Source organism: Nonomuraea fuscirosea (genome assembly GCF_003001935.1).
Classification (GTDB): domain Bacteria; phylum Actinomycetota; class Actinomycetes; order Streptosporangiales; family Streptosporangiaceae; genus Nonomuraea; species Nonomuraea fuscirosea.
This window is the reverse complement of sequence record NZ_PVNG01000002.1, coordinates 100,243-124,583: the sequence shown is the minus strand read 5'-3', so window position 1 is coordinate 124,583 and position 24,341 is coordinate 100,243. Positions and strand designations below refer to the sequence as shown.

The following is a 24,341-nucleotide window of genomic DNA, read 5'->3' as shown; positions in this document are numbered from 1 at the left end:
CCCGGGCGGCGGGCGGCGGGAGCCCATGCTCAGGCGTAACGCTCGGTGTACTCCTCGATCGTCATGCCGAACAGGACCTCGTCGTGATAGCGGCCGTCGGCGTAGTGACTCCTGCGCCGGCGGCCCTCCTCGACGAAGCCCAGCCGGCGGTGGAGGGCGAGCGAGGCGTCGTTGTAGCCGTAGACCCAGGCCTCCGCCTTCTGGAAGCGGCGCTCGAAGAACATGTAGCGCAGGGTCAGCACGATGGCCTCGCTCGCGTAACCCTTGCGGTGGTGCGGGGTGCCGACGGCGATGCCGTAGGAGAAGGTGCCGTGGACGCGGTCGATCGCGTGGGTGTTGATCGACCCGACCGGCGCGTTGTCCGTTCTGGTGGCGATGACCAGGGAGAACTCGTCGAGGTCGAGCTCCTCCTCGGCGTGCTCGATCGCCGTCTTCTTCGCCCGTGCGACGGAGGCGGGCGGGGTGAGCCGCCAGCCGCTGCGTACGGCGTCGGAGTCCTCGTCGAAGGCGTGGAAGGCCTCCCAGTCCTCGGGCTCCTTGGCACGCAGCCGGACCCGCTCGCCCACCCAGGCCGACGATGTCATGCCAGAAAGCCAAGCAGATCAGGTCACGGTCCGGCGAACGGTTTTTCGAGCAGCGGTTCAGGGCGACGCGAACGTCCTGGGCAGGTGGGCCAGGGCGGCCTCGGCGTAGTGGCGAGGGCCGATGCTCAGCCCGTACGCCAGGTCCTCGATCAGCGCGCACCTGGCGTGGAACAGGATCCGCGCCCGGTCCTCCTCCGTCACCTCGAACTCGTAATGCGCCACCGTCAGCTCGAAGACCTCCGGCCCCAGGTCCCGGTAGATGAGCGCGAAGTCGTGGGCCGGGTCGGTGATCGCGGCGTCCGTCCAGTCGATGACGCCCGTGATCGTGACGCCGTCCGCGTCCACCAGCAGGTGCTCCGCGCCCAGGTCGTTGTGGCAGAAGCGCGGCGGGCCCGGCTCGACTGGCGGATGCTGCCGCAGGAAACGCTCGACCAGCGGGCGCTGGTGTTCGGGGACGTGCCGCTCCACGTCCCGGTAGTCGAGCTCGGCGTCCTGGAGCAGTGTCGGGAGCGGATAGGCGTCCGGCGGCGCCAGCTCCTCCATCCGGGCGGGCTCGGCTCCGTGGATCGCGCTGAGGAAGCCGCCCAGCGGCCCGGCCAGCTCCCGGGGCCGCAGGCCGGGGTCGCCCTCCAGGAGGTTGAGCGGGGTGCCGGCGAGCTTGCGGTAGGCGATCGTGCCGGACTCCTCGTCGGAGAAGACGACCTCGGGCACGGGCAGCGGGGACAGCTCCCTGACGGCCGCCAGGCGGGCGACCTCCTGCCGGGTCTTGCGCGGCTCGCTCACCGCGCTCCGCCGTACCAGCAGCTCGCCGTTGACCTCGGACACGTAGTTGTCGAGGCCGGTGCCGAGCCGCCGGACGGAACGCACCCGGTAGCCGGGCAGGTGCCGAGCCAGCAGCGCGTGAATGTCGCCGGTCACACCCGCACCCTAAGCCGGATATATCCGGCGTGCGCGTTATTTCAGGGCACCCGAGGTCAGGCCGGACTGGATCTGCCGCTGGAACACCGTGTACACGATCAGCATCGGCAGGATGGCCAGGGTGAGCGCGGCGAACATGGCCGACCAGTCCTGGTCGTAGCCGGCGGCCGTGGAGATGTCGGCGATGCCCATGGTGAGCACCCACTTCTCCCGGTCCTGGAGCAGGATCAGCGGCAGCTGGTACTGGTTCCACTGGCCCAGGATGTTGAAGATCGTGATGCTGATGATGCCCGGCCTGGCCATCGGCAGCATGATCTGGAAGAAGACCCTCGTGTGCGAGGCGCCGTCCACCATCGCGGCCTCCCCCACCGCCGTCGGCAGCGTGCGGAAGAAGGCCGACAGGAAGAAGACGGTGAACGGCATCGAGTACGCGATGTAGACCAGCACCAGCCCCGCGTGCGTGTTCAGGCCGATGAACGGCCCGATCAGCGGCAGGTTGCCCATGTTCTGCACGACGAAGAACAGCGGCGTCAGCGCCAGGTAGACGGGGAAGGCCAGGCCGGAGACGAACAGGAAGTAGATCGCCCGGTTGCCCTTGAAGGGATAGCGGGCCAGCACGTACGCCGCCATCGACCCGACGAGCATCGTCCCGAACGTGCTGAAGGCCACCACGACGATGCTGTTGAGCATGTACTGGCCGATGTGCACCTGGTCCCAGGCCCTGGCGAAGTTGTCCCAGCGCAGCGCGGCCGGCAGCGACCAGGCGTCGCTGAAGATCTCGTCCTCGCTCTTGACCGAGGCCAGGAACGTCCACAGGATCGGGATCATCACGAGCAGGGTCCAGATCAGCAGCGCCAGGTGGGTCAAGATGCCCAGGGGGCCGAGCCGGCGCTTGCGCTCGGAACGGGCGAGCTTGCGCGAGTTCGCCACCGTCCACGAGATCATCGTTGTCATCAGTACTCGATTCGTTCGCGCCGGGACAGGCGAAGCGAGAGGATCGCGAAGCCGACGGTGAAGAAGAACATCACCACGCCCATCGCCGAGGCGTAGCCGAAGCGGAAGTGGCCGAAGGCGCTGCGGTAGATCTCGGCGGCCATGACCGTGGTCGCGCTGTCGGGGCCGCCCTGCTGCAGGGTCATCACCCAGACGATCGCGAACACGTCGAGGGCCAGGATGCCCAGGTAGACCCAGGCCACCTGGACGGTGTCCCAGAGCAGCGGCAGCGTGATGCGGAAGAACAGGCTCAGCCGGCCCGCTCCGTCGATCTGCGCGGCCTCGAACATGTCCTTCGGGATGCTGGCCAGGCCGGCCGAGAACAGCACGACGTAGAAGCCGACCGCCTGCCAGACCATGACCGCCAGCACCGACCAGAACGCCACGCCCCGGTCGGACAGGAACCCGATGGGGTCCGCCCCGAGCGCCATCAGCGGGCCGTTCAGCATGCCGCTGCCGTCCGGCCGGAACACCTGCTGGAACAGCACCGCGACCACGGCCACGGCCAGCACCTGCGGGAAGAAGAACACCACCCGGTAGAACTTCGAGCCGCGGATGCCGCTCACGCCCGAGGGGCCGCCCACGTTCAGCAGGAACGCGAAGAACAGCGCGATCACGATCGTGATCAGCGGCAGCAGCACCAGCAGGGCGCCGTTGTGCGTGACGGCCTGCCAGAACTTGCTGTCGCCGAAGAGCCGCTGGAAGTTCTCCAGGCCGATGAACCTCGGCGTGGCCGTGACCCCGCGCCAGTCCGTCAGCGCGATGTAGAACGCCTGGAGGTACGGCGCGATCACGTAGATCAGATAGAGGATCACCGGGGCTGCCAGGAACGAGGTGATGAACAGCCCGCGGCGATACCTGTTGAACAACATCAGCGCTTGTACTTCTTGATCGAGGAGTCGTTCTTGATCTCGTCGGCCTTCTTCTGGATGCGCTCCAGGTACTTGTCCGGGGTCAGGCCGCCGGACATCAGCTCGCCGGTGGCGGCGATGGCCTCGTCCTTGAGCGGGCCGTACCAGTTGAACCAGCGGTAGTAGACGGTGTTCTCGCCCGCGGCGGCGACCGCGGCGGAGGCGCTGGTGACGCCGGGCGAGATGTCGCGGCCCTCGGTGGCGCCCTTGACCACGGTCATCGTCCGGACGAGCGCGCTGAAGTCACCGGCCGCCTTCTTCGACAGCATGGCCCGCAGGTACTCCATGCCGGCCTGCGGGTGCGGGCTCCTGGCCGAGACGATGAAGTTCTCGCCGGGCTGGGTGTGCAGGGTGCCGTAGGGCATCTTGTCGGAGCCGGTCACGTCGGGGATGGGGAACATCCCGTACGCGAAGTCCTCCGGCGTGGTCGTCTTCTGCTCGTTCTCCAGCCAGGAGCCGGAGGGCAGCATGGCCACCTTGTACTTGTTCTGGGCGGTCTGCGTCTGCACGTGGTCGAGGCCGGTGGTGCCCTGCATGAGGTATTTGGCGCCCACCTCCGCCCACGCCGTGGCCGCGGTCTTCATCGCCTCGGTGGTCCAGGCGCCGTCCTCCAGGTTGTCGATGTTGACCAGCACCTCGTTGCCGCCGACCTTGGCGGCCATGGTGAGCAGCGGCTCGTAGAGGTACTGCGGGAACTTGCCCGCGTAGGTGAACGGCGCCATCTTGCCGGACTTCTTGATGGTCTCGCAGAGCGCCAGGAACGCGTCCCAGGTCTTCGGGATCTCCCAGCCGTTGTCCTTGAACGCCTTCTGCGAGTACCAGATGCCGTGGATGTAGTTGACGTAGCCGAGGACGCTGAACTTGCCGTCGTAGGTGCCGATGTCGATCACGGACTGGTCGATGGTGTCCCTGACCTTGACGTTCGGGTCGTCCCACGAGGGCGCGTCGAGCAGGGCGGTGAGGTCCTGCAGCTGGGAGTCCTGGGAGAGCGCGCCGAAGTCGATGAAGTTGGCGCCCGAGTTGTCGATCACCTCGGGCGGGTTGCCGCCGGCGAAGCGCGGCTGCAGCACCTTGGTGATCTCCTTGGTCGAGTTGTGCTTGATCTCGACCTTGGGGTATTTGGAGGCGAACAGCGGCTGGTGGATGTTCTTGGCGTAGTCCTGGCCGAAGCCGCCGTCGAAGATCCAGACCTCCAGCGGCTTGCCGTCGGCCACGCCGAACGGGTTGGCCGCGCTCGTCGCCGCCGGAGCCGCCGAGCTGGAGGCCGCGGGAGGCGCCGCGGGCGTGGCACACGCGGCCAGCGCCCCCGCCACGGGGACGAGCGCGGCGCCGCGCAGCAGCTCACGCCTGGAGATATGGGGGGTGTTAGGCATTTCTGTACTCCTGATCTTCATGATCCGCGTCTGATGCGCCCTGCGTAGCGGCTCTCCAGGGCCTGGTTGTGCTCGTCGCCGCCGGTCACGTTGGCCGACAGGTAGATGGGAGGCGTCTCGCCCAGCGCGACGAGCCTGTCCACCGCCTCGGTGACCACCATCTGCGCGAGCAACGCCGAGGTGATCGTGGAAACCGCGCCGTAGCTGCCGCCGCCGGGCAGGTCGAGAACGGCGTCCCCGTACGGCGCGCCGTTGTCGAGCACGACGTCGGCCAGGTCGAGCAGCTTGCGGCCCGACGGGTGGCGCGAGGTCATGCGGGTGCTGTGCTGGACCGAGGTGATCGCGATCAGCGGATGACCCCGGTCCTTGACGATCGTGGCCAGCTCCACGACCGTGCCGTTGACGCCCGAGCTGGACACCAGCACGAACACGTCCGCGGGCTCGACCGGCGCCAGGTCGAAGATCCGCTGGGCGACGGCCGGGTCGCGCTCCAGCTCGGGAGTGAGCACGCTGGGCGGCTCCCCGCCGTAGAGCACCAGGTCGCGCGGGGTGAGGCGGTTGCTCGGCACCAGGCCGCCGGCCCGCCCGGCGATCTCCATGGCGATGGCCTCGGAATGGCCCGAGCCGAAGGCGTTGACCACACCGCCGGCCATGATCGAGGTCACGAACAGCGCCGCCGCGCGGCTCACCGGCTCGGACTGGCTCTCGGCGACCCGCTGGGCCAGGCCGAGGACCTCGGATGCGTACGTCATTGGCCTCTTTCCACGCGGTGGCTCTCCACGGCGCTGATCGTGCGTTCGAACGCCTCGTTCGTACGTTCGTAGGTGAGCTGGGCGACCGCCACGTACACGGCGTCCAGGACGAAGAGCTGCGAATGGACGGCGGCCAGCCCGCCGAGCCGCCATGTGGTCTCCCTGCTGGCCGTGGTCAGCACCAGGTCGGCCAGCTCCGCCAGCGGGGAGCGGGCGAACGAGGTGACGGCGACGGTGGTGGCGCCGTGGCTGCCCGCCTCCGCCAGCGCCTCCATGACCTCCCGCGTACGGCCCCGATGGCTGATGCCGATGGCCACGTCGCCGGTCTTCATCAACGCCGCCTCCGACAGGGCCACGTGGGCGTCGCCCGCGCTCCAGCCGGGGATGCCGATGCGGCGCAGTCGTCCTTCGAGCATGCTGGCGACGTTCCCGCTGGTGGAGACGCCGACGAGAAGCACTCTCGGCGCGGCCACGATGGCCTCGGCCACGCGGGCGACGATGTCGAGGCCGAGCTGGGCGGCGGTGTCCTGGATGAGCCTGGTGTCGGCGGCGGCCATCACCTCGATGGCGGCGTCGAGCGGGTCGTCGGGGCCGATCTCGTGGCCCACGCCCGCACCCCAGCCCGCCTGGGCGGCCCGGCCGGTCTCGGTCGCCAGCGCCACGCGCAGCTCCGCGTAGCCGGAGAAGCCGAAGGCCCGGCAGAATCTGGTCACGGTGGCGGGCGAGCTGCCCGCCCGTTCGGCCAGCGCGATGATGGTCGACCGCGCGGCCTCGGCGGGGTCGCCGAGAATCACCTCACCGACCCTGCGCAACGCCTCCGGCAAACCGGGTAGTTCTGTTTCGACGCGCCCGAGCGCTCCTGAAGTCACGAATATTCCTTCCGAATACCCGGTCTTCTGGCGAAAATTATTCTTGCTTACCGGTCACGTCAACCCCCAGACTCGGACCGTGACTGAATCGCTAGTGGTCGGCGTCGATGCCGGGGCCACCTCCAGCCGGGTCGCCGTCCACACGCTCGACGGCACGCGGGTCGGTTACGCGCGGGCCGGGGCGGGCAATCCGAGCGCCCACGGCCTGGACAAGGCGGTGGCGGCGATCGGGAACGCACTGGAATCCGCCCTGAAGTCGGTGCTGCCGACCGGCGGCGGGGCGCGCGTGGTCGCCTCCCTGGCCGGGGTGGCCGGGCTGGTCCAGGAGATGGAGCCCGAGCTGGCCAAGCTCTGGAGCCGCCATGGCATCGCCGAGGGCCCGCGGTGCATGGGCGACCTGGCCATCGCCTACGCCGCCGGCTCCGCCGAGCCCGACGGCTCGCTGCTGCTGTCCGGCACGGGCGCGGCGGCGGCCCGGCTGTCCGGGTTCGAGCTGGACGCGGTCGCCGACGCGATGGGCTGGCTGCTGGGCGACGAGGGCTCCGGCTTCTGGATCGGCCGCCAGGCGGCCAAGGCGGTGATCGAGGCCCTCGACCGGGGCCTGCCCGTGGCGTCCCTGCTGCCGGGCTCGGGCCACGAGCTGGTGCGCCTCGTGGGCGAGCGGTTCCTGGGCGAGGAGCGGCCGGACACGCCGCGCGCCGCCGCCTCCCGCATCGTCCGGCTGGCCCAGGCCGACCACATGCGGCTGGCCGCCCTGGCGCCGCTGGTCAGCCAGGCCGCCGAGGCAGGCGACCCGGTGGCGGCGGGCATCGTGCGGGAGGCCGCCGATCATCTGGTGGCGACCCTGCGCCGGGTGCACGTGTCGGGGCCGGTGGTGTTCGCGGGCAGCGTACTGACGAACGACGGGCCGGTGCGGCGGGCGGTGGTGGAGCTGCTCGCGGGCGAGCGGGTGGCGACGGCGGGTGACGCGGCGGGGGCGGCGGCCTGGCTAGCGGCCCGCGACCTGCTGCGGAACGCCGACGCCAGTCCCCTGCACGCCGCCTTCACCGCCGCTTCCTGAAGCTTACACGTACGGTCGTCTCTTCTCGTCTGTATGAGCAATGTGCTTTGTCTGCAGAGACCGAACGATATGAGAGCACTCGCCCGGCTTGGCCTATGTTGCTCACGTGCTCGACTACGAAGGGGACACCCACGTCTACATACAGATCGCCGACATCCTGCGGGAGCGGCTCTCCTCGCTCGCGGCGGGCAGCCCGGCGCCGAGCGAGGCCGAGATCCAGCAGGAGTTCGGCGTCGCCAGGACCACCGCGAGGCGGGCGGTCCACCTGTTGCGGGAGGAGGGGGTCCTCTACACCGTGCAAGGGGAGGGCGCCTTCGTCGGCCCGCCGACGGGAGGACCGCGGCAGAAGCGAAAAACGCCGCTCTACCAGCAGATCGCGACAAGGATCAGCGATCAGATCAAGGCCGGAAAAATCTCGCCGCGACGTCCCATACCCGGCGAATCCGCTCTGGTGAAGGAGCACGGGGTGGCGCGCGAGACGGTCCGCCGGGCCATGGCGCTGCTGCGGGAGCAGGGCTGGATCTACACCGTCGCGCAGCGCGGCAGTTACGTCTCGCCGAAAGAGTCCTGGCCGGAAGACTGACTTCGCCTACCTGCCTGTATCGACACGTCTAGGCTATGAGCATGCTCGACCGTGATGGCCCGACGCCTCTGTACGTCCAGGTCGCCGAGATGCTCTGCGAGCGGATCAGCCACGGCCTGCTGCGCACCGGTGAGCCCGTCCCGAGCGAGGCGGCCCTGGAGGCGGAGTTCGGCATCGGGCGCACCACCGCGCGCAACGTGGCCAGGGAGCTGCGCCGGCGCAGGCTCGTGCACACCGTGCCCGGCGAGGGCACGTTCGTCGGGCCGCCCGGCGTGCCGCGGGTCAAGCCCGCGCGCGGCCTGCACGCGCTCATCGCCGCCGACCTGGCCGGCCGGATCAGGCGCGGCGAGCTGCGGCCGAACCGGGTGATCCCCAGCCAGCAGATCCTCATGCTGCAGTACGGGGTCGCCAGGGTCACGGCGCGACGGGCCGTCTCCCGGCTGCGGGAGCAGCGCTGGGTCTTCACCGTGCCCCGGCGCGGCACGTACGTGTCGGACCCGGCCGAATGGCCGAAGGACGCGCCCGGCGTCAGGGTCGGCCCGTGACCGCTCCCGCTGTCAGGGACGGCCCTTGACCGCCCACGCCGTCGGGGTCAGCCCTTGACCGCTCCCGCCGTCATCCCGGTGCCTACCCGGCGTTGCAGGAAGAGGAAGAGCAGCAGCGCGGGCAGCGCGAACAGGCTGGCCGCGGCCATCGTGGCGCCCCAGTCCGTGCCGAACACGTCCCTGAACGACGACAGCCACACCGGCAGCGTGCGCCTGTCCTGATCCTTGATGATCAGCACGTTGACGAACGCGAACTCGTTCCAGGCCGTGATGAACCCGAACAGGGAGGTCGCCATCAGCCCGGGAGCGAGCAGCGGGAAGACCACCCGGCGGAACGCGGTCAGCCGGCTGCAGCCGTCCACCTGCGCCGCCTCCTCCAGCTCCACCGGGATGGCGGCCAGGAACCCGCGCAGCGTCACGATCGTGAACGGCAGCGTGATCATGAAGTACACGCCGGTCAGCATGGCCAGCGAGTCCAGCAGTTGAGTGTCGCGGGCGATGATGAACACCGGCACCAGCAGCGCCTCCCACGGCGCCATCTGCGCCGCGAACACCGCCACCACGAACGCGCCCTTGCCCCGCCACGACATCCTGGTCACCGCGAACGCCGCCAGCATCGCCACCACCAGCGCGATCAGCACCGCCCCGACCGTGACGAGCAGGCTGTTGCGCCAGTAGGTCCAGAAGCCCGGCGCGTTGATCGCGGTGACGAAGTGGTCGAGGGTGGGATGGGCGGGCCAGAACGTCGGGGTGTCCGACTGGATGTCCCTGGTCGGCTTGAACGCGGTCAGGAACATCCAGTAGACCGGGAAGATCGTCGTCACCAGCACGGCGACCGCCGCCGCGTTGAGCATGAACCGCTTCACGAGCGCACCATCCGACGCAGATTGCTGATCAGGGCGACGGCGAGGATGAGCACCGTCAGCATGGCCACCGCCGAGCCGAGGTCGTAGCGGTGCAGGACCCGGGCGACCTTGAACGCGTAGACGGGCAGAGTGGTCGTGGCGCCGTCGGGGCCGCCCTGGCTGAGCACCCAGATCTGCGGGAAGCACTTGGCCACCCAGATCACCTCGAGCGCGGCGATCAGCGCGAAGAGCTGCCGCAGCATGGGGAAGGTGACCTTCCAGAACACCTGCCAGCCGGTGCCGCCGTCGATCCTGGCCGACTCGAACAGCTCCACCGGGATCGTGGTGAGCCCGGCGTACAGGGTGAGCGCGGCGAACGGGACCGACTGCCACACGACCAGGATGACGAGCACGGCGAACGTGGCCGTGCCGTCGGCGAACCAGGTGTAACCCTGGAACTGGTCCAGGCCGAGCGTGACCAGCACCCAGTTGACCACGCCCAGCTCCGACTGGAACAGCCACTGGAAGACCGTGGTGGCCGCGATGATCGGCGTGGCCCAGGCCAGCGCCAGCGCGCTCATCAGGGCCAGCCGCAGGCCGCGGCGCAGGCGCGGGAGCATGAGGGCGATGCCCGTGCCGAGGACCACGATGAGCACCACGTTGATCGCGGTCCACACGACCGTGCGCAGCAGCACCTGCCAGAACTCGGCGCCGGTCAGCAGCTCCGTGTAGTTCTCCAGGCCGGCGAACACCGCCCCGCCTCTGATCAGCTCCCCCATGCGGAAGTGCTGGAACGAGATCACCGCCGCCTTGAGCAGCGGATAGAGCAGGAGGAAGGCCCCGCCCGCCACCGTGGGCGCGATGAGCAGGTAGGGCCAGAGTGAGCGGTTCCTGGCGGGCATTCAGGATCCGCTGTTCAGCGTGGTCGTGATCGACTCCGACACCTTCTTGCCCTCCGCGGCCGGGTCTCCTCCGGTGAGCACGGCGGTCATGTACTGCTTGATCACCGAGGTGGCCTCGACCGCGGCCCAGTTGGGGGTGTTCGGGGTGGCCCGGCCGTTGGCGGCGCCGACGGCCATGGCGGCGGTGCCCTCGTCGCCCGCGAGCACGCCGGCCAGCGAGGTACGGTTCGGCACGAAGCTCATCGCCTTGGCCAGCTCCGTCTGGAACTGCTCGCCGGCCAGCGCCTTGACCACCTCGTACGCCTGCTCCTGCCGCTGCGAGGCGACCGGGATGATCAGGTCGGAGCCGCCGGTGAAGACGGTGCCCGGCTTGTCGGCCGTCTTGCCCGGGATGGGGAAGAAGCCCATCTTGTCCTTGAGCTTGTCGTCCACCTCCAGGACGCGGGCGGCGATGCCCGGCACGGCGATGATCTGGCCGACCTTGCCCTGCGCGAACACCTCGTGTTGCGGCGGGTTGGCCTCGTCGGCGTCCTTGGGGCCCTTGCCGAGGGCCTGGAGGCGCTGGTAGTAGTCCATGCCGGCCAGTGCCTGGGGCGTGTCGAGCGCGCCCTTCCACTTGCCGCCCTCCTGGACCGCCAGGTCGCCGCCCTCGTCCCAGACGAAGCCGGCCAGGGCGTACCAGGTCTGACCGGTCAGATAGATGCCCTGGTTACCACCTTTATTGAGTTTTTCTGTGACTTCTATCCATTCGTCCCGGGTCTTCGGTGGCTCCGTGATGCCGGCCGCCTTGAACAGGTCCTTGTTGTAGACCACGACGCGGTTCGCGGCGTACCACGGGATGCCGTACTGCTTGCCGTCGATCTTGCCCGGCTGGGCCAGTCCCGGCAGCCAGTCCTCGCCCTTCAGGTCCGCCACCTTGGCGCTCAGGTCGCTGACGCCGCCGCTGGCGGAGTACTGGGCGACCTGGGTGTTGCCCACCTCGATCACGTCGGGGGCGTCGGTGCTGGCCAGCGCGGCGGTGACGCGCTCGCCGATGCCGTCCCACGCCTGGATCTGGATGTCCAGGTCGACGCCCTGGTGGGCGGCCTCGTACTCGGTCTCGAACTTCTTCAGCAGTTCCTGCGTGACGCTGCCGTCCATGATCCAGACGGTCAGCTTCACGGGGCCCGCGGCCTGCTGCTGCCCGGGCTCCTCGGCGGCTCCGCAGGCGGCCAGCGCGAACACGGCGGCCAGGGCCAGGATGCGGTTTCTCATGGCGATCCTTCGGTGGGGGTGCCCGACGGGAGGCGCCCGCGCCCGCACGGAAGGCGGGCGCGGGACGGTGCCGGGAGGCGGGTCACGGGTTGGGGACGGTGTCCTTGAAGGCGGTGCCGGCCGCGCGCAGGGCGTTGATCCTGCTGGTCACGACGGAGGGCGCGACGACCTCGTTCTTGCTGTGGTAGAGGTAGTCCACCTGCTGCCGGTACGTACGGGTCCCCGAGGCTCCCTGCAGATCGATGAACCACTGGTTGAACATGATCCACATCGGCGTCTCGGGATAGTAGATGTCACCGTGGTCGGCAAAAAGGCGGCCGTCCACGTAATACTTCATCCGCCCGCCCGACACCTGGATGACCAGGTCGTGCCAGCCGGCGAAGCTCGCGCGCTCCTCGGTGTGGGTGTTCACCGCCTGCCAGGGCTCGGCCTGGTAGGTCTCCCAGCTCGTGGCGTAGAGGATGTTGCCGGGCTCGCCCCAGCCGCCGTTCGGGAGGTACTCGAAGTCGAGCTCGCCGTAGTCGGGGTCCAGGTTGTAGCGCAGCGGGGTGATGGTGAAGAACGTCTGCACCACGTGCTCGCCGTCGGGGCCGCTGGTGGGGGCGTCGCTGAAGCGCACGCGGGCGGCGTACGTACCCTCACGGAACTTGCGGCTCGCGGTGGACAGCTCGGTCTGCACGGTGCCCGCGGCGGTGCCGTTCGTCGAGGAGTCGAGCGTCAGCAGGCCGCCGGGGAACGAGACGCCCGCCGGCGACCAGGTCGCGCCGGGCACGCCCGGCCCTCCTGAGCTGGAGCGGACCGTCCAGCCGCGCTGGGTCAGCCGCGGGTCGCTGGAGCCCGTGTAGGTGAAGTCGTCGAACAGCTCACCCGCGCCGCCGGGAGGATCGGTCGGGTCCGGATCGGGATCGGGGTCGGGGTCGGGCTCGGTGCCCGTCGGCTTGCCCCAGGCGAGCTGACCGTTCACGTAGACGGCGATCTTGTCCCAGTCGGCGTAGGACGTCTGGGAGCCGTAGGAGTAGTCGTCGCTCTGGGTGAACGTCTGCCAGTCCGCGCGGTAGAAGCGCAGCTGCATGTCGCTGGTGTTCTGGCCCGATGCCAGGCTGCCCGAGCTGAAGCCCACCTCCAGGTACTGGTCGTTGCCCTGCTGGCGGACGAACTGACCGTTGATCGTGGCGCATCCGATCACGGCCCAGGAGCAGGCGAACCGGTAGGTCTCGGCGCCGGTGAGGTAGTAGCGGATCTTGACCTGGTTGAGCGGGATCGTGGTGGTGCCGTCGTTGTGCAGCCGCAGCCAGGGCTCGGCCTGGGCGGTGGTGGCGCCGGGCGCGCTGGTGCGGTACTGCAGGCGGACCGCCTGGGCGGCGGCGGCCGGCGTGGCGACCAGGGTGGCGCCGACCAGGACGGAGGAGAGTCCTAAGGACAGCAGAAGTTTTCCGAAATTTCGGGACATGGGCGGGGTTCTCCCTTGCGGTTTGTACGGCCCCCGAATTTCGTGCATGCCGAGCAGAGGTGATGACGTGCTGAGGAGCTGACGCGGAGAGGCCGTGATGAGGGGTGATGGCCGGGGGGTGATGGCGGGTGAGGGGGCGGCCAGGGCTGGGAAGCGTCAGGTGTGAGGTGTCAGGCGCCGCGGCGGATGCGGCCCGCGTAGCGCGCCTCCAGGCCGAGGTTGTGCGCGTCGCCCTCGGGGACGTTGGCCGACAGGTAGACGGGCGGCACCTCGCCGGCTTCGAGCAGGTTCCGCACCGTGCGGGTGACGACCAGCTGGGCCAGCAGGGCGGAGGTGATGGTGGAGACGGCTCCGGTCGCGCCCCCGCCTGGCAGGGGCAGGATCGCGTCGCCGTACGGGGCGTGGTTGTCCAGGACGACGTCCGCCAGGTCGGTGAGCTTGCGCCCCGACGGGTGACGGGACGTGGAGGCGTCGCCGTGGGCCCGCGAGGTGATCGCGATCAGGTCGTGACCGCGTTCCTTGACGAGGGTGGCGAGCTCGACGACGACGCCGTTCACGCCGGAGTTGGAGATGATCACGAACAGGTCGTGCGGCTGGACGGGGGCCAGGTCGAGGATGGTGCGGGCGATCGAGGGGTCACGTTCGAGGTCGTAGCGGTCGAGCTCGGAGCGGGGCGCGTCGCCGTACCGGACGATGTCGCGCAGGGCGAGCCGGTTGGTGGGGACGAGCCCGCCGGCCCGGCCGGCGATCTCCATGGCGACCGCCTCGGAGTGGCCCGAGCCGAACGCCTGGATGATGCCGCCCGCGGTGAGCGACTTGGTGAAGAGGTCGGCGGCACGGGTGATCTCCGGATCTTCCGGGATCGTCCGTACGAGGCGAGCGATGTGCTCGACGAACTCTTGCGGCTCTATCGTCATATATCCCCTTCTGGTAGGCGGTGTCCCGCCACGGCGCGGACGGTGACGTCGAACGCCTGCTTCGTCCGCTCGTACGTCTGCTGAGCCACGGACACGTACACGACGTCGAGCACCAGCAGCTGCGAGTGGATCGCGGCGAACCCCTCGGAGCGGAAGCTCGTCGCCCTGCTGGCGGTGGTCAGCACCAGCTCGGCCACCTCCGCGAGCGGCGATCTCGGCTGCGAGGTGACCGCCACGGTGATCGCGCCGTGGCTGCCCGCCTCCGCGAGCACCTCGATGACCTCGCGGGTCCTGCCGCTGTGGGAGATCCCGATCGCCACGTCGCCCTGGCCGAGCAGCGCCGCGTCGGTGAGCGCGCTGTGTGCGTCGGACCGGCTCCACGTCGGCACCCGCATGCGTTGCAGCCGGTACTCCATCTCGCTGGCCACGGCCGCGCTGCTCGACACCCCGAAAAGCAGCACCCGCCCCGCCCTGGCCACGGCCTGCGCGGCCTTCTCGACCACGGCCAAGTCGAGCTGGTCGCGGGTCTCCTGGATCAGGCGGATGTCGTTGCCGGACACGACGCCCAGCACGCGTTCGAGGCTGTCGTCGGGCAGGATCTCCTGGCCGATGTCGGTCTCCCAGGTCTGCTGCGCCACCCGGCCCGTGTCGGTGGCCAGCGCCACGCGCAGCTCGGCGTAGCCCGTGAAACCCAGGGCGCGGCAGAAACGGGTGATGGTGGCGGTGGACGTCCCGCTCCGCTCGGCCAGGTCGACGATGGTCAGCCGGGCCGCATCGGCGGGCGCGCCGAGGATGGCGTCGGCGACCTTGCGCAGGGCCTCCGGCATGTCGTGCTGTTCGGCCCTGATGCGGTTGAGGAGTTCCACGCGGTGATAATTATGCTCAGCAGGTGGTGCCGTCAAGGCTTATCGGCAATAATTTTTGACATGCGACTGGTGCTGGGCGTCGACGCCGGAGGCACGTCCTCCCGCGCGGCGCTGTTCACGATGGAGGGCGCGCCGGTGCGGCGCGGGCGCGCGGGCGGGGCCAATCCCGGGGCGCTGGGCCTGGACCAGGCGGCCGCCAACCTGACCGCCGCCATCGGCTCGGCCCTGGCGGGAGCCGATCCGTCGCAGGTGGCGGCCGTGGTCGTGGGGCTGGCGGGGCATCCGGAGTCGTGCGCGAAGCTGGTGGAACGCGTCGTCGGCGACCTGCTGCCCGGCACCCCCGCCGCGGCCGTCGGCGACATCGTGACCGCCTTCGCGGCCGGCACGGCGGAGGACTCGGGGACCGTGCTCATTTCGGGAACGGGGGCCATCGCGGCAAAAATTACCGGCCATCGCGCGACCGCGACCGCCGACGGGTACGGCTGGCAGCTGGGCGACGAGGGCTCCGCCTTCTGGCTCGGCCGCGCCGCCGCCCGCACCACGATCCGCGCCCTCGACGCCACCGGTCCCACGGCGAGCGGCCCTCCGAGCACCTGGACGACGGCGAACGGCGCTCCGAACGCCGGGGCAGCGGGCTGCACGGGTGGCGGTGGGCTCGTGGGGATGGTCGTGCGGCACCTGGTGCCCGAGGGGCTGGGCGAGGATCCGGTGGCGCGGTTGGCGGCGGCGGTGTACGCACGCCCGCCACTCGCACTGGCCGAACTGGCCCCGCTGGTGAGCCGGGCGGCCGGCGACGGCGACCCACTGGCCCTCTCCATCGTCACGGCGGCGGCCTCCCGGCTGGCCGGAACCGTGGCCGAGGTCTACGAGCCCGGCCTGCCGATCGTCCTGGCTGGCAGCGTACTCACCACCGGCGGCCCGATCCGCGAGGCGGTACGCCAGGCCATACGGGAAACCCTGCGGGCACTCCCCGAACCCACCGCCGCCACGCCGGCGGCGCATGCGAATGCGGCGGGCGTGACGGTGCGGGATGTGGTGACCCCGGACGTGGCAACGCCGGATGTGGCGGCACCGGTCGGGGCGGTGCCCGGCGTGGCGACGCGGGGCGTGGCAACACCAGACGGGGCGGCCCCGGTCGGGGCAGCGCCTGGCGTGGCGAGGCCGGATGGAGTGGCGCTGGTCGTGGCGGATGATGTGGCGGGGGCGGCGGCGTGGCTGGCCGCGCGGCCGTTCCTCAGCCGGAGGGAGGCGCGGGCGCGCCATCCCCGCTTCGTCCACCCCTCCGGCTGAGGTGTCCATCCGGGCCGAGATGCCTGCCGCTGACACCCCTTCCAGCCCGCGGTCCCCTCCGGCTGAGGTGCGGCGCCGACGTAGGTCAGCTGTCGAAGGTGGATGGCTTCGGGCCGCCGTAGATCGGGTTCTTCGGCAGGCGTTCCTCGGTGACCTGCAGCCGCACCACGCCCGGCTGCTCCGATCGGGCCTCCCACACGATCCAGTCGTCGCCCACCTCGGCCGTCTGCTCGGCCGGGTCGACGCGCCACCCGTCGCCGCCGGGCACGGGCGTGATGACCTCGTAGACCGCCTTCAGCCCGCGCCGGTCGACCTCGGCGCGCACCTCGCCGACGGTCTTCTCGTCGACGCGGAAGCCTTCGAGCATCTCGCCCTCGGCGGTGGCCGGCCGCATGTTCTGGTACTTCTCCCCCGCCCTGGCCGGCCGGCCCAGCTTGACCACGCCGTCGCCCTGGTAGTCGCGGCGTACCAGCACGGTCATCGAGCAGCCGCTGGTCGCGAGGTCGCAGCCGGCCGGGGAGGTGCCGGTGCCGATCCTGCGGTCCTCGTTCGGGTGCGAAACAGCGATGCCGGGGCCGGCGGTCACGCCGGTGACCTCGCCGACCTGGCCGGGCGAGGACGGCACCGGCTGCAACCGTACGTTCAGGCCGACCGCCTTGAAGCCCTCGGTGAACTCGGCGTAGTCGGCCAGCGGATTCTTGATCACGGCCACGTAGTAGTCGCCCTCGAGCCGGATGTCCATGGCCGAGTTGGCATAGGAGGTGGCGATGCCCTCCGTACCCAGGACGGCCGGGCCGACGACGGCCGCGGCGGCGAGCGCACCGGCCGCCAGCGCGCCGGCGAGGACGCGGCGGGTGCGGCGCGTCCTGGCCGCCGGGCGGAGTCCCGGCTCCGGGCGGGACTCCGGCTCCTCGGCGGTGACGGCGGCGAGCAGCGCCCGCGCCCCCGCGCCGGACGCCTGGCCGGCGAGGTCCTCGTCGCGGACCCGGGCGAGGTTCTTCAACTGGTTCATGCTGACTCCATGACGAAACGGGGGACGGCCACTCCGGCCACGGTCAATGCCTTGGTCAGGCGCTTGCGCGCCCGGTAGAGCCTGATGCGGACGGCGTTGCGCGAGCAGCCGAGCACCTTGGCGATCTCCCCGTGATCCAGCCCTTCCCAGGCGACCAGGGAGATCAGCTCCCTGTCGGCCTCGGGCAGGTCGCGGAGCGCGCGGGCGATGGCGCCGAGTTCGACGCTGCCCTCGGGTGAGGAGGAGTACAGGTCGGCGACGTCGGCGTCGAGCTCCACGCTTCTGAGCCGGTGCCTGGCCACGCCGCGCCGGTGGTTGGCCAGCACGTTCCTGGCCACCCCGTACAGCCAGAGCCTGGCCTCGCCGCCGGGCGGCAGCGCGTCGGCGCGGCGCCAGGCGACGGCGAACGTCTCCGCCACCACGTCGGCCGCGTCCTCGGGTGAGTCGCAGCGGCGCAGGGCGTAGCCGAGGATCTGCTCGTACGTCTGTCTGTAGACGGCTTCGAACCGGCTTCTCCGGTCATCCACGGGCGAACCCCATGGTCAATCTCCTTGCTTGCGGGATCGGAACATCCCGTACATGTCTCGCCAAGGGTCAGCATTTCCGATGAAATGTCACCGGGTGAGCAGGGCCGCGCTTCCGTAGCTGCCGCCGAACCCGGTCACCAGCGCCACCTCGCGCCCGGCCCGCAGCTCGCGCACGGCCTGGGCCACGTTGTTCAGCCCGTGCACGTAACCCTCCGAGAGCAGCCCGCCGTGCGGGTTGACCCAGGCGTGCCGGCGCTCCAGCAGGTACGCCCCCAGCTCCGCGCGCCCGGCCAGCCCGAAGTCCTCCAACTGCCGGGGGACCAGCCATGAGTAGGCGTCGTAGAGCAGCGCCACGTCCACGTCGGAGGGCCGCAGCCCGGACGCCTCCCAGAGCATGGGCGCCACGTACGCCGAGAAGACGGCGGTGACGTCCGGCGCGCGGTCCATCGAGGAGCAACCCGGCCCGCCGCCGCGCACCACCGCCCGCACGCGCGGCCCGTCGAGCACGCCGCTGACCAGCAGGGCGCAGGCTCCGTCGGTCTCCTGGCAGCAGTCCGCCGTGCGCAAGGGGGTGCACACGTACGGCCTGGACAGGTAGTCGGCCAGGGTCAGCGGCTCGCGGCGCAGCGCGCGAGGGTTGGTCGCGGCGTTCTCCCTGGACTGGGCGACGACGGCGTGCAGATGTTCGGCCGTGAGCCCGGTGTCGTGCAGGTAGCGGGTGGCGGCCAGGGCGAACATCGGGATGGGCCCGGCGAGCCCGTACGTGAAGCGTTCCTGCGGCCCGGTGGAGACGGCGTTCATGCGCCTGCCGGAGCGCCCGTTGAGCGCCCGGTAGACGAGGACGTTGCGGGCCAGCCCCGCGTGGATGAGCATGGCCGCGTCGCCGAGAATCGAGGCCGTCTGCGTGCCGCCGCCGGCGATGTCGTTGTGCCAGCCGAGCCGCTCGATCCCGAGGGCCCTGGCGACCTGGACGACGGGGGCGGAGTCGTTCATGTGGTAGCTGAGCACGCAGTCGACCTCGCGGGGGGCGATGCCGGCGTCGGCGCACGCCGCCCGGCCCGCCTCGGCCGCCAGCTCCAGCTCGGTGCGCCCGGAGTTCCTGGTCAGGGGCGTCATCCCGATCCCCGCCACGGACGCCCGGCCCGCGAAAGGCTGCATGCCACCTCCTCCGGGCCCGTACGGGCGTCCTGCCGCCACGCTAACCGGCCCGCATCGTCCCGCACAAGCGCTTGCTCAGGACACTGAAGCCCTTCATTCCCCGGGTTACGGACGGCCGCAATCGCGATTTCCCACGCCGTCAACCGTCCGCGGCGCACCTCGGGTCAGGCTGCGGACCCGATCTCACCAGCACGTTTCACCATTTTGCCCGGAAATATCACTATTCGAAGGTAACTGGAACCTTCACGGGAGCTACCGCCTCTTGTAATACGGAGGTGTGATCTACCGATAGCCCATCATCATCAGGCCGAGGTGGGGCGATGGATCTACGCTATGTCCGGTACGCCATGGCGATCGCGCGCGCGGGCAGCCTGCGCCGGGCCGCCGCCGCGCTGCACATCGCGCAGCCGACGCTGTCGGAGCAGCTGAGAGCCCTGGAGAAGGAGATCGGCGTCGAGCTGTTCAGCCGCTCGTCGAGCGGGGTGCAGCTCACCGAGGCGGGCGAGGCGTTCCTGGCCCAGGCCACCGTGGCGGTGGACGCCTTCGAGCGCGCGGTGGCGGCGGCCAGGAGCAAGGGGGAGACCGCCCGCCTGGGCGTGGCCGACGGGCTGGCCGACGTGGTGGCCCGCCTGTTGTCGCAGGTGCACGGCGGCCGCCTGCGCGTGGCGCCCATGGGGACGGCCGAGCAGATCGTCTCGATCGCCGACGGCACCTTGCAGGCGGGACTCGGCTACGCGCCCGGCTCGCTGCCCAGAGGCGTGGCCCGCATGCTCATCCACCGCTTCCCCGTGCACGCGCTGCTGCACCGGGAGCACCACCTGGCCGCGCACGAGACGGTGTCGCTGGCCGACCTGGCCGCCGAGCCGCTGGTCATGCCGGAGTCGGACGCGGTGGCCGGGGCGCGCAGGTTCCTGGAGGGTTTCGTCCGGCACCGCCTCCATCCCCGCCTGGGCCCGTCGGCGGCCACCCACGACCTGGTGATCAGCATGGTGCGGGAGGGCGCCGGCTACGCCCTGTGTGTACGAGAAGGCACGACAATTCCCGACACGCTAGTCTTTACCCCCATAAAAGAGGATGTTCCGCCCCTCGAAGTGGTCTTCCTCTGGAACCGCCAGTCCGAGGTGCAGGAGCTGGTGAGCGCGGCGCGGCACCTGGCACGCTCTGGATAGCGTTAATATCTAACGATGCGCATCTCCGAGCTCAGTGCCAGGTCAGGCGTGGCCATCCCGACGATCAAGTACTACCTGCGCGAGGGCATGCTCCACCAGGGCGAGCAGACCGCCGCGACCAGGGCCGAGTACGACGGGACGCACCTGCGCAGGCTACGCATGATCCGCGCCCTGCTGGAGGTCGGCCGGCTGTCGGTGGCCTCGATCAAGAAGGTCATCGAGTCCGTCGAGGACGAGTCGCTGCCCACGCACGAGATGCTGGGCACCGCCCACTACGCGCTCAGCCCCGCCGTCGAGCCCGAGCCCGACGAGGAGTGGCAGGCCGCCCGCGCCGACGTGGACGCCCTGGTCGAGGAGCTGGGCTGGGACGTCCACTCCGACGCGCCCACCCGAGACGAGCTGGCCCAGACCATCGTCAGGATGCGCCAGCTCGGCGTGTCGATCGACCTGGCCCCGTACGCCGAGGCCGCGCGGAAGCTGGTCGCCGAGGTGGAGATGGGCACCATCCCGTTCGACGGGCCGCGCGACGCCGCCGTCGAGGCCCTGGTGCTCGGCACGGTCCTGTACGGCCGGGCCTTCGACGCGCTGCGCCGGATGGCCCAGGAGTCGGAGTCGGCCCGCCGCATGACCCACTGAAACCCGCCACCCGGCACGCCGAGCCCGACCCGCTGAGCCCGACCCTTTGGGCCCGACCCGCCGCCCGGAACACGCTGGTGAGCGGCTCAGAGGAGGCCGTTCTCGCGCAGGATCCGCACGGCGCCGACCGTGACGGCCCCGCGCCATTCGAGCGACCCGGCCGGCGAGAAGCGCGCGTAGTCCACCGTCCACCCGCCGTCGTCCTGCTGCTCCCCCGCCAGCCGGACCAGGTCGGCCGCGATCACGTCGGGCTCGAACAACTCACGGACGGGCCGGCCGGGAAGCGGGGCGAAGTCCAGGGGCCGCAGGGACTCGTTCTCGGTGCCGCCCTCGACCGGCACCCTGCCGTCCTCGGGGACGTAGGCGCCGAGCCGCTTGAGCAGGTCGGCCGCTCGGGGCTGGGTGTCGTACACGGAGTCGAGGAAGTGCAGGGCGAAGGACAGCACGTACGCGTGCGGCATGCCCTCCAGGTTCTGGATCGTGTCGAGGCAGTAGCGGGTGGCCCGCTCCAGCCACGCATGCCCGGCCACGGCGGGGTCGTGCGCCGCGACGCGGTGCGCGGCCGCCGCCGACACGGCGGTGATCTGCAGGGAGGAGGTTCCGGGGTCACCGCTCGCCCACCAGGTCGCGGTGGCGGCAGGCACCCTGACCGGAAGGGCGAACGGCAGCCCGCCGTCGGGCAGCGTCATCTCCTCCAGCCAGTCGCACAGCGCCGCGGCGTGCGGCGAGGTGACCGGGGCGACCTCGGCGAACGCCTCGAAGGCGTGCAGGGCCGCGCCGGGCTGGCTCTCGGGGGTGCGCAGGTCGGGCTCCAGGCCCCAGCCGTAGCCGCCGTCCGGGTTGCGGTAGCCGTCCAGCGCCGCGAGGACGCCCTGCGCGCTGCCCTCCCCCATGAACAGGTCGTAGCGGCGGCGGTCGAGGACGCGCGCGTGCCCGGCCATGAAGCCGGGGATCGCGGCAAGGTTCACGTTCATGCGGTCATCGTGCCCAGATCGCCGCCGCTCGGTCTTGCAGGTTCCGGACACACCCCAGCGAGAGCGGGGGACACCCCCGCCGGGTGCGGGCCACGTACGCCGGACACGCCCGACTGAAAGCGGCCCCGTACAGTGGGATCATGACCGAGCCGGCGGCCTGGCGGGCCAGGTTCGGCGCGCAGCCGGTGGCCCGCCTGGCCAGGATGGCGCGCGACGGGACGCCGCGTGTGGTGCCCGTGACGTTCGCGCTGATGGGCGAGCAGGTGGTGACGGCCGTCGACCACAAGCCGAAGACGACCATGGATCTCGCGCGGCTGCGCGACATCGCCGCGAACCCCGCCGTCAGCCTGCTCGCCGACCACTACGAGGACGACTGGACGCGCCTGTGGTGGGTGCGCGCCGACGGCCTGGCCTCGGTCATGGCGGACGGCGGGCCCAGGGAACGGGCGCTCGACGCGCTGGCGGCCAGGTACGCCCCCTACCGCGAACGCCGCCCCGAGGGGCCCGTCATCCTCGTCGAGGTGACCAGGTGGAGCGGCTGGTCGGCTAGTCCATGATCGTCACCGGCCGCTTCAGCAGCCACATGGCGGCCCGCTGCAACATCGTCCGGTGGATCTCGTTGTCGTACGACCGCGTGTCGTGCCCTAGAGCGTCGTAGAACACCCGGCCCCTGCGCACGGGCCGGGCCCAGACCAGCGGCTGGCCGTTGGCCGAGGCCAGCGGCTCGACGTCGGGCAGCACGTCGAGGTCGCTGTAGACCTCGTCCACCACGTCGAAGTCGCGCAGCCCCTCCACCACCGGATGCGTGCCGTGCACGCGCACGCCCGTCCAGCCCAGCGGCGGATGGTGCGACTTCGGCCACGTCCAGCAGCCGCCCAGCACGCGCGGCCAGCCCTGCCAGTCGTCGAAGCAGATCGCCGCCGCGTGCATGCACAGCAGCCCGCCGCCCCGGTCGAGGTGGTCGAGGAGGGTGGTGCGCGCCTGCGCGGGTAAGGCGAAGCGCCACTCGTCGCGCAGGTCGGCGAAGCGGTCCTGGTCCATCTGCCAGCGCAGCGCGTTGACCGTGATGAGCTGGACCTCGGACGGCTCGCTCAGCGCACCCGCGATGTCCTCGGTGATCTCCGACTCGACCCCAACCTCGGCCAGCACTTCGGCCAGCGCGGCCGACGTGGCGGCGAAGTCGTGGAACAGGCCTCCTGACAGGATCAGATTTCTCGCCACTCGCCAAGCTCATCACGGTTACCGCGGCATTTCCACCCGTGCGCCGACAAGCGCGCACGCGTGTGCCTGGGCCGGATCCACCGGGCACACGATCTATAGTCGCCCGTATGGATCTCGGCATCTCGGGCAAGGTCGCCCTCGTCACCGGTGGCAGCGCGGGTCTCGGACTCGCCGCGGCCAAGAGCCTCGCACGCGAGGGCTGCGACGTCTGCGTCAGCGCCCGCGACCCGGAGAAGCTCGCCGACGCGGTCGTGGAGCTGCAGGAGTTCGGCAAGGTCGTGCACGCCGTGCTGGCCGACGTGGAGGATCCGGCCGCCGCCAGGCGGGTGGTCGAGGAGACGCGCGAGGTGCTCGGGCCGATCGACATTCTCGTCGCCAACGCGGGCGGGCCGCCCGCCGGGCGCTTCGACGAGGTGGGGCTCGACGGCTGGGACGTGGCCGTCCAGCGCAACCTGCTCGGCACCGTACGCCTGGCGCACGCCGTGCTGCCGGAGATGCGTTCGCGCGGCTGGGGGCGGATCGTCACGATCACCGGCCGGGCGGCCCGCGAGGCGCTCGACGGGCTGGCGCTGTCGAACGCGCTGCGCCCGGCCGTGGCCGGCCTCGTCCGCACGCTGGCCCGCGAGGTGGGCCGCGACGGCGTGCTGGTCAACAACGTGATGCCGGGACCCATCGAGACCGAGCGGCTGCGCGCCCTGGCCGGCGACGCCGACGCGCTGCGTCAGCGCGGCGAGGACATTCCGGTCGGGCGGGTCGGGCAGCCCGAGGAGGTCGGGGACGTGGTGGCGTTCCTGGCCAGTGACAGGGCCTCGTTCGTGAACGGGGTCTCGCTCCTGGTGGACGGCGGCGAGGCCCACGTCATCGCCTGACGGGAGCTGTCTGACGGGAGCTGTCTGACGGGAGCTGTCTGACGGGAGCTGTCTGACGGGGGCTACCTGACGGGGGCTACCTGACGGGGGCTACCTGACGAGCGTGCCGACGATCGCGGCCGCCCAGGTCTCGTCGTCGTCGGGCAGGTCCACGAAGTTCGCCAGGTTGGCCCGGTGGAAGCAGGCGCCCATCAGCATCGCCGCGGCCGCCCCCGCGTCGACGGCCGGGTCGATCCGCCCGGCCCGCTGCTCGGCCCGCAGGATCTCGGCCAGCGCCTCGATCGGCACGTGCGGGCCGGAGCCGGCCTCGGCCAGCATCTTCCTGAACCCGGTCAGCAGCGGCGGATCGGCCAGCACTCCCCCGGCGATGGCCGCCGCCCTGGTGTAGAACTCCAGGGCCATCGCCGTGAACGCGGTCAGGTTGGCGCTCACGTCGCCCTCCCCGACGCTCAGCCGCAGCCGCGACAGGGCGGGGCCGAGCGCGGGCATCCGCTCCAGCAGCACGGCCAGGAAGAGCTCCTCCTTGCTGGCGAAGTGCTTGTAGAGCAGCGCCTCGGAACAACCGGCCTGGCCGGCGACCCGCCGGGTGGTGGCGCCCGCGATGCCGAACTCGTGAATCGCCTGCTCAGCGGCGTCGATGATGCGATCGCGTGTGCCCATCCG

Annotated in this window: 27 protein-coding genes; 8 read left to right on the top strand and 19 right to left on the bottom strand. The window is 70.9% G+C overall.

What is annotated here, in order from left to right; all coding sequences use genetic code 11:
- Nucleotides 1–29: 29 nt before the first annotated feature.
- From B0I32_RS04150 to B0I32_RS04120, 7 genes are read right to left on the bottom strand one after another with little or no spacing between them, the layout of a single operon-like run.
- Entirely contained in the window at nt 30–584 is a 555-nt protein-coding gene (locus B0I32_RS04150) for a GNAT family N-acetyltransferase (RefSeq protein WP_106235090.1), read from the bottom strand.
- Nucleotides 585–641: 57 nt separating this feature from the next.
- Nucleotides 642–1,502, bottom strand: a complete 861-nt coding sequence (locus tag B0I32_RS04145; protein WP_106235088.1) for a phosphotransferase family protein — start codon at nt 1,500–1,502, stop codon at nt 642–644.
- A gap of 36 nt (nt 1,503–1,538) precedes the next feature.
- Nucleotides 1,539–2,456 carry a carbohydrate ABC transporter permease gene (locus B0I32_RS04140; protein WP_106235086.1) on the bottom strand — a complete coding sequence of 306 codons (918 nt, stop codon included), beginning with the start codon at nt 2,454–2,456 and terminating at the stop codon, nt 1,539–1,541.
- A complete protein-coding gene (locus B0I32_RS04135) occupies nt 2,456–3,367 on the bottom strand; it encodes a carbohydrate ABC transporter permease (RefSeq protein WP_106235085.1) in 912 nt (303 codons plus the stop codon). Before B0I32_RS04135 ends, B0I32_RS04140 begins: the two co-directional genes overlap by 1 nt.
- Nucleotides 3,367–4,779 (bottom strand): N-acetylglucosamine/diacetylchitobiose ABC transporter substrate-binding protein, encoded by a 1,413-nt coding sequence (gene ngcE / locus B0I32_RS04130; protein ID WP_106235083.1) that lies wholly within the window; start codon nt 4,777–4,779, stop codon nt 3,367–3,369. Before ngcE ends, B0I32_RS04135 begins: the two co-directional genes overlap by 1 nt.
- Nucleotides 4,780–4,796: 17 nt before the next feature.
- Nucleotides 4,797–5,531: a sugar isomerase domain-containing protein gene (locus B0I32_RS04125; protein WP_106235082.1), complete on the bottom strand. Its 735-nt coding sequence runs from the start codon at nt 5,529–5,531 to the stop codon at nt 4,797–4,799.
- Nucleotides 5,528–6,400 carry a MurR/RpiR family transcriptional regulator gene (locus B0I32_RS04120; protein ID WP_106235080.1) on the bottom strand — a complete coding sequence of 291 codons (873 nt, stop codon included), beginning with the start codon at nt 6,398–6,400 and terminating at the stop codon, nt 5,528–5,530. The genes B0I32_RS04125 and B0I32_RS04120 overlap by 4 nt, the downstream gene beginning before the upstream one ends.
- Before the next feature lie 79 nt (nt 6,401–6,479).
- Between B0I32_RS04120 and B0I32_RS04115 the strand changes: the two genes are divergently transcribed.
- From B0I32_RS04115 to B0I32_RS04105, 3 genes are all read left to right on the top strand, one after another.
- Nucleotides 6,480–7,460: an N-acetylglucosamine kinase gene (locus B0I32_RS04115; protein WP_181306990.1), complete on the top strand. Its 981-nt coding sequence runs from the start codon at nt 6,480–6,482 to the stop codon at nt 7,458–7,460.
- Between the two features lie 106 nt (nt 7,461–7,566).
- Entirely contained in the window at nt 7,567–8,043 is a 477-nt protein-coding gene (locus tag B0I32_RS04110) for a GntR family transcriptional regulator (protein WP_106235077.1), read from the top strand.
- A 41-nt stretch (nt 8,044–8,084) separates the two neighbouring features.
- Nucleotides 8,085–8,588 (top strand): winged helix-turn-helix domain-containing protein, encoded by a 504-nt coding sequence (locus B0I32_RS04105; protein ID WP_106235075.1) that lies wholly within the window; start codon nt 8,085–8,087, stop codon nt 8,586–8,588.
- A 47-nt stretch (nt 8,589–8,635) separates the two neighbouring features.
- Here B0I32_RS04105 and B0I32_RS04100 read toward each other — a convergent pair whose 3' ends face one another.
- From B0I32_RS04100 to B0I32_RS04075, 6 genes are all read right to left on the bottom strand, one after another.
- On the bottom strand, nt 8,636–9,454 hold the full coding sequence (locus B0I32_RS04100; protein WP_245955570.1) for a carbohydrate ABC transporter permease: 819 nt from the start codon (nt 9,452–9,454) through the stop codon (nt 8,636–8,638).
- A complete protein-coding gene (locus B0I32_RS04095) occupies nt 9,451–10,335 on the bottom strand; it encodes a carbohydrate ABC transporter permease (protein ID WP_106235073.1) in 885 nt (294 codons plus the stop codon). The genes B0I32_RS04100 and B0I32_RS04095 overlap by 4 nt, the downstream gene beginning before the upstream one ends.
- Complete coding sequence (locus B0I32_RS04090) at nt 10,336–11,589, bottom strand: extracellular solute-binding protein (RefSeq protein ID WP_106235071.1); 1,254 nt, start codon at nt 11,587–11,589, stop codon at nt 10,336–10,338. It lies immediately after the preceding gene.
- An 82-nt stretch (nt 11,590–11,671) separates the two neighbouring features.
- On the bottom strand, nt 11,672–13,039 hold the full coding sequence (locus B0I32_RS04085; RefSeq protein ID WP_106235069.1) for a cellulose binding domain-containing protein: 1,368 nt from the start codon (nt 13,037–13,039) through the stop codon (nt 11,672–11,674).
- 170 nt (nt 13,040–13,209) lie between these two features.
- On the bottom strand, nt 13,210–13,956 hold the full coding sequence (locus B0I32_RS04080; RefSeq protein WP_106235068.1) for a sugar isomerase domain-containing protein: 747 nt from the start codon (nt 13,954–13,956) through the stop codon (nt 13,210–13,212).
- Nucleotides 13,953–14,822 carry a MurR/RpiR family transcriptional regulator gene (locus B0I32_RS04075; RefSeq protein WP_245955569.1) on the bottom strand — a complete coding sequence of 290 codons (870 nt, stop codon included), beginning with the start codon at nt 14,820–14,822 and terminating at the stop codon, nt 13,953–13,955. The genes B0I32_RS04080 and B0I32_RS04075 overlap by 4 nt, the downstream gene beginning before the upstream one ends.
- A 60-nt stretch (nt 14,823–14,882) precedes the next feature.
- On the opposite strand from B0I32_RS04075, the gene B0I32_RS04070 reads away from it, so the two are divergent.
- Complete coding sequence (locus B0I32_RS04070) at nt 14,883–16,112, top strand: N-acetylglucosamine kinase (RefSeq protein ID WP_181306988.1); 1,230 nt, start codon at nt 14,883–14,885, stop codon at nt 16,110–16,112.
- An 85-nt stretch (nt 16,113–16,197) separates the two neighbouring features.
- Here the strand turns inward: B0I32_RS04070 and B0I32_RS04065 are convergent, their stop codons facing one another.
- The 3 genes from B0I32_RS04065 to B0I32_RS04055 all read right to left on the bottom strand — a co-directional run bounded on the left by B0I32_RS04065 (nt 16,198) and on the right by B0I32_RS04055 (nt 18,809).
- Nucleotides 16,198–17,124, bottom strand: coding sequence for a hypothetical protein (locus tag B0I32_RS04065; protein ID WP_106235064.1), 927 nt, complete (start codon nt 17,122–17,124; stop codon nt 16,198–16,200).
- Nucleotides 17,121–17,651: an RNA polymerase sigma factor gene (locus B0I32_RS04060; RefSeq protein ID WP_106235063.1), complete on the bottom strand. Its 531-nt coding sequence runs from the start codon at nt 17,649–17,651 to the stop codon at nt 17,121–17,123. The genes B0I32_RS04065 and B0I32_RS04060 overlap by 4 nt, the downstream gene beginning before the upstream one ends.
- Before the next feature lie 87 nt (nt 17,652–17,738).
- Nucleotides 17,739–18,809 (bottom strand): thiolase C-terminal domain-containing protein, encoded by a 1,071-nt coding sequence (locus B0I32_RS04055; protein WP_106235061.1) that lies wholly within the window; start codon nt 18,807–18,809, stop codon nt 17,739–17,741.
- A 320-nt stretch (nt 18,810–19,129) separates the two neighbouring features.
- Between B0I32_RS04055 and B0I32_RS04050 the strand changes: the two genes are divergently transcribed.
- A complete protein-coding gene (locus B0I32_RS04050; protein WP_106235059.1) occupies nt 19,130–19,978 on the top strand; it encodes a LysR family transcriptional regulator in 849 nt (282 codons plus the stop codon).
- Between the two features lie 15 nt (nt 19,979–19,993).
- The gene (locus tag B0I32_RS04045) at nt 19,994–20,614 is read left to right on the top strand and encodes a MerR family transcriptional regulator (protein WP_106235057.1); all 621 of its coding nucleotides are present in this window, start codon (nt 19,994–19,996) and stop codon (nt 20,612–20,614) included.
- Between the two features lie 86 nt (nt 20,615–20,700).
- On the opposite strand, the gene B0I32_RS04040 is transcribed toward B0I32_RS04045, so the two are convergent.
- Complete coding sequence (locus tag B0I32_RS04040) at nt 20,701–21,588, bottom strand: hypothetical protein (protein ID WP_106235056.1); 888 nt, start codon at nt 21,586–21,588, stop codon at nt 20,701–20,703.
- 140 nt (nt 21,589–21,728) lie between these two features.
- Between B0I32_RS04040 and B0I32_RS04035 the strand changes: the two genes are divergently transcribed.
- Nucleotides 21,729–22,145, top strand: coding sequence for a TIGR03668 family PPOX class F420-dependent oxidoreductase (locus B0I32_RS04035; protein WP_106235054.1), 417 nt, complete (start codon nt 21,729–21,731; stop codon nt 22,143–22,145).
- Here the strand turns inward: B0I32_RS04035 and B0I32_RS04030 are convergent.
- Nucleotides 22,135–22,809: a ThuA domain-containing protein gene (locus B0I32_RS04030; protein ID WP_106235053.1), complete on the bottom strand. Its 675-nt coding sequence runs from the start codon at nt 22,807–22,809 to the stop codon at nt 22,135–22,137. The two genes, B0I32_RS04035 and B0I32_RS04030, sit on opposite strands and share 11 nt — an antisense overlap.
- 107 nt (nt 22,810–22,916) lie before the next feature.
- Between B0I32_RS04030 and B0I32_RS04025 the strand changes: the two genes are divergently transcribed.
- Complete coding sequence (locus B0I32_RS04025) at nt 22,917–23,678, top strand: SDR family NAD(P)-dependent oxidoreductase (RefSeq protein ID WP_106235051.1); 762 nt, start codon at nt 22,917–22,919, stop codon at nt 23,676–23,678.
- 90 nt (nt 23,679–23,768) lie between these two features.
- Here the strand turns inward: B0I32_RS04025 and B0I32_RS04020 are convergent, their stop codons facing one another.
- Nucleotides 23,769–24,338 carry a TetR/AcrR family transcriptional regulator gene (locus tag B0I32_RS04020; RefSeq protein WP_181306986.1) on the bottom strand — a complete coding sequence of 190 codons (570 nt, stop codon included), beginning with the start codon at nt 24,336–24,338 and terminating at the stop codon, nt 23,769–23,771.
- Between the last annotated feature and the right edge of the window lie 3 nt (nt 24,339–24,341).

Coding starts and splice junctions, on each gene's coding strand:
- B0I32_RS04080 (WP_106235068.1), bottom strand. CDS start 13,956: ATGACGATAGAGCCGCAAGAGTTCGTCGAGCACATCGCTCGCCTCGTA.
- B0I32_RS04035 (WP_106235054.1), top strand. CDS start 21,729: ATGACCGAGCCGGCGGCCTGGCGGGCCAGGTTCGGCGCGCAGCCGGTG.
- B0I32_RS04020 (WP_181306986.1), bottom strand. CDS start 24,338: ATGGGCACACGCGATCGCATCATCGACGCCGCTGAGCAGGCGATTCAC.
- B0I32_RS04050 (WP_106235059.1), top strand. CDS start 19,130: ATGGATCTACGCTATGTCCGGTACGCCATGGCGATCGCGCGCGCGGGC.
- B0I32_RS04040 (WP_106235056.1), bottom strand. CDS start 21,588: ATGAACGTGAACCTTGCCGCGATCCCCGGCTTCATGGCCGGGCACGCG.
- B0I32_RS04140 (WP_106235086.1), bottom strand. CDS start 2,456: ATGACAACGATGATCTCGTGGACGGTGGCGAACTCGCGCAAGCTCGCC.
- ngcE (WP_106235083.1), bottom strand. CDS start 4,779: ATGCCTAACACCCCCCATATCTCCAGGCGTGAGCTGCTGCGCGGCGCC.
- B0I32_RS04090 (WP_106235071.1), bottom strand. CDS start 11,589: ATGAGAAACCGCATCCTGGCCCTGGCCGCCGTGTTCGCGCTGGCCGCC.
- B0I32_RS04105 (WP_106235075.1), top strand. CDS start 8,085: ATGCTCGACCGTGATGGCCCGACGCCTCTGTACGTCCAGGTCGCCGAG.
- B0I32_RS04135 (WP_106235085.1), bottom strand. CDS start 3,367: ATGTTGTTCAACAGGTATCGCCGCGGGCTGTTCATCACCTCGTTCCTG.
- B0I32_RS04125 (WP_106235082.1), bottom strand. CDS start 5,531: ATGACGTACGCATCCGAGGTCCTCGGCCTGGCCCAGCGGGTCGCCGAG.
- B0I32_RS04150 (WP_106235090.1), bottom strand. CDS start 584: ATGACATCGTCGGCCTGGGTGGGCGAGCGGGTCCGGCTGCGTGCCAAG.
- B0I32_RS04085 (WP_106235069.1), bottom strand. CDS start 13,039: ATGTCCCGAAATTTCGGAAAACTTCTGCTGTCCTTAGGACTCTCCTCC.
- B0I32_RS04095 (WP_106235073.1), bottom strand. CDS start 10,335: ATGCCCGCCAGGAACCGCTCACTCTGGCCCTACCTGCTCATCGCGCCC.
- B0I32_RS04025 (WP_106235051.1), top strand. CDS start 22,917: ATGGATCTCGGCATCTCGGGCAAGGTCGCCCTCGTCACCGGTGGCAGC.
- B0I32_RS04065 (WP_106235064.1), bottom strand. CDS start 17,124: ATGAACCAGTTGAAGAACCTCGCCCGGGTCCGCGACGAGGACCTCGCC.
- B0I32_RS04070 (WP_181306988.1), top strand. CDS start 14,883: ATGCGACTGGTGCTGGGCGTCGACGCCGGAGGCACGTCCTCCCGCGCG.
- B0I32_RS04055 (WP_106235061.1), bottom strand. CDS start 18,809: ATGCAGCCTTTCGCGGGCCGGGCGTCCGTGGCGGGGATCGGGATGACG.
- B0I32_RS04045 (WP_106235057.1), top strand. CDS start 19,994: ATGCGCATCTCCGAGCTCAGTGCCAGGTCAGGCGTGGCCATCCCGACG.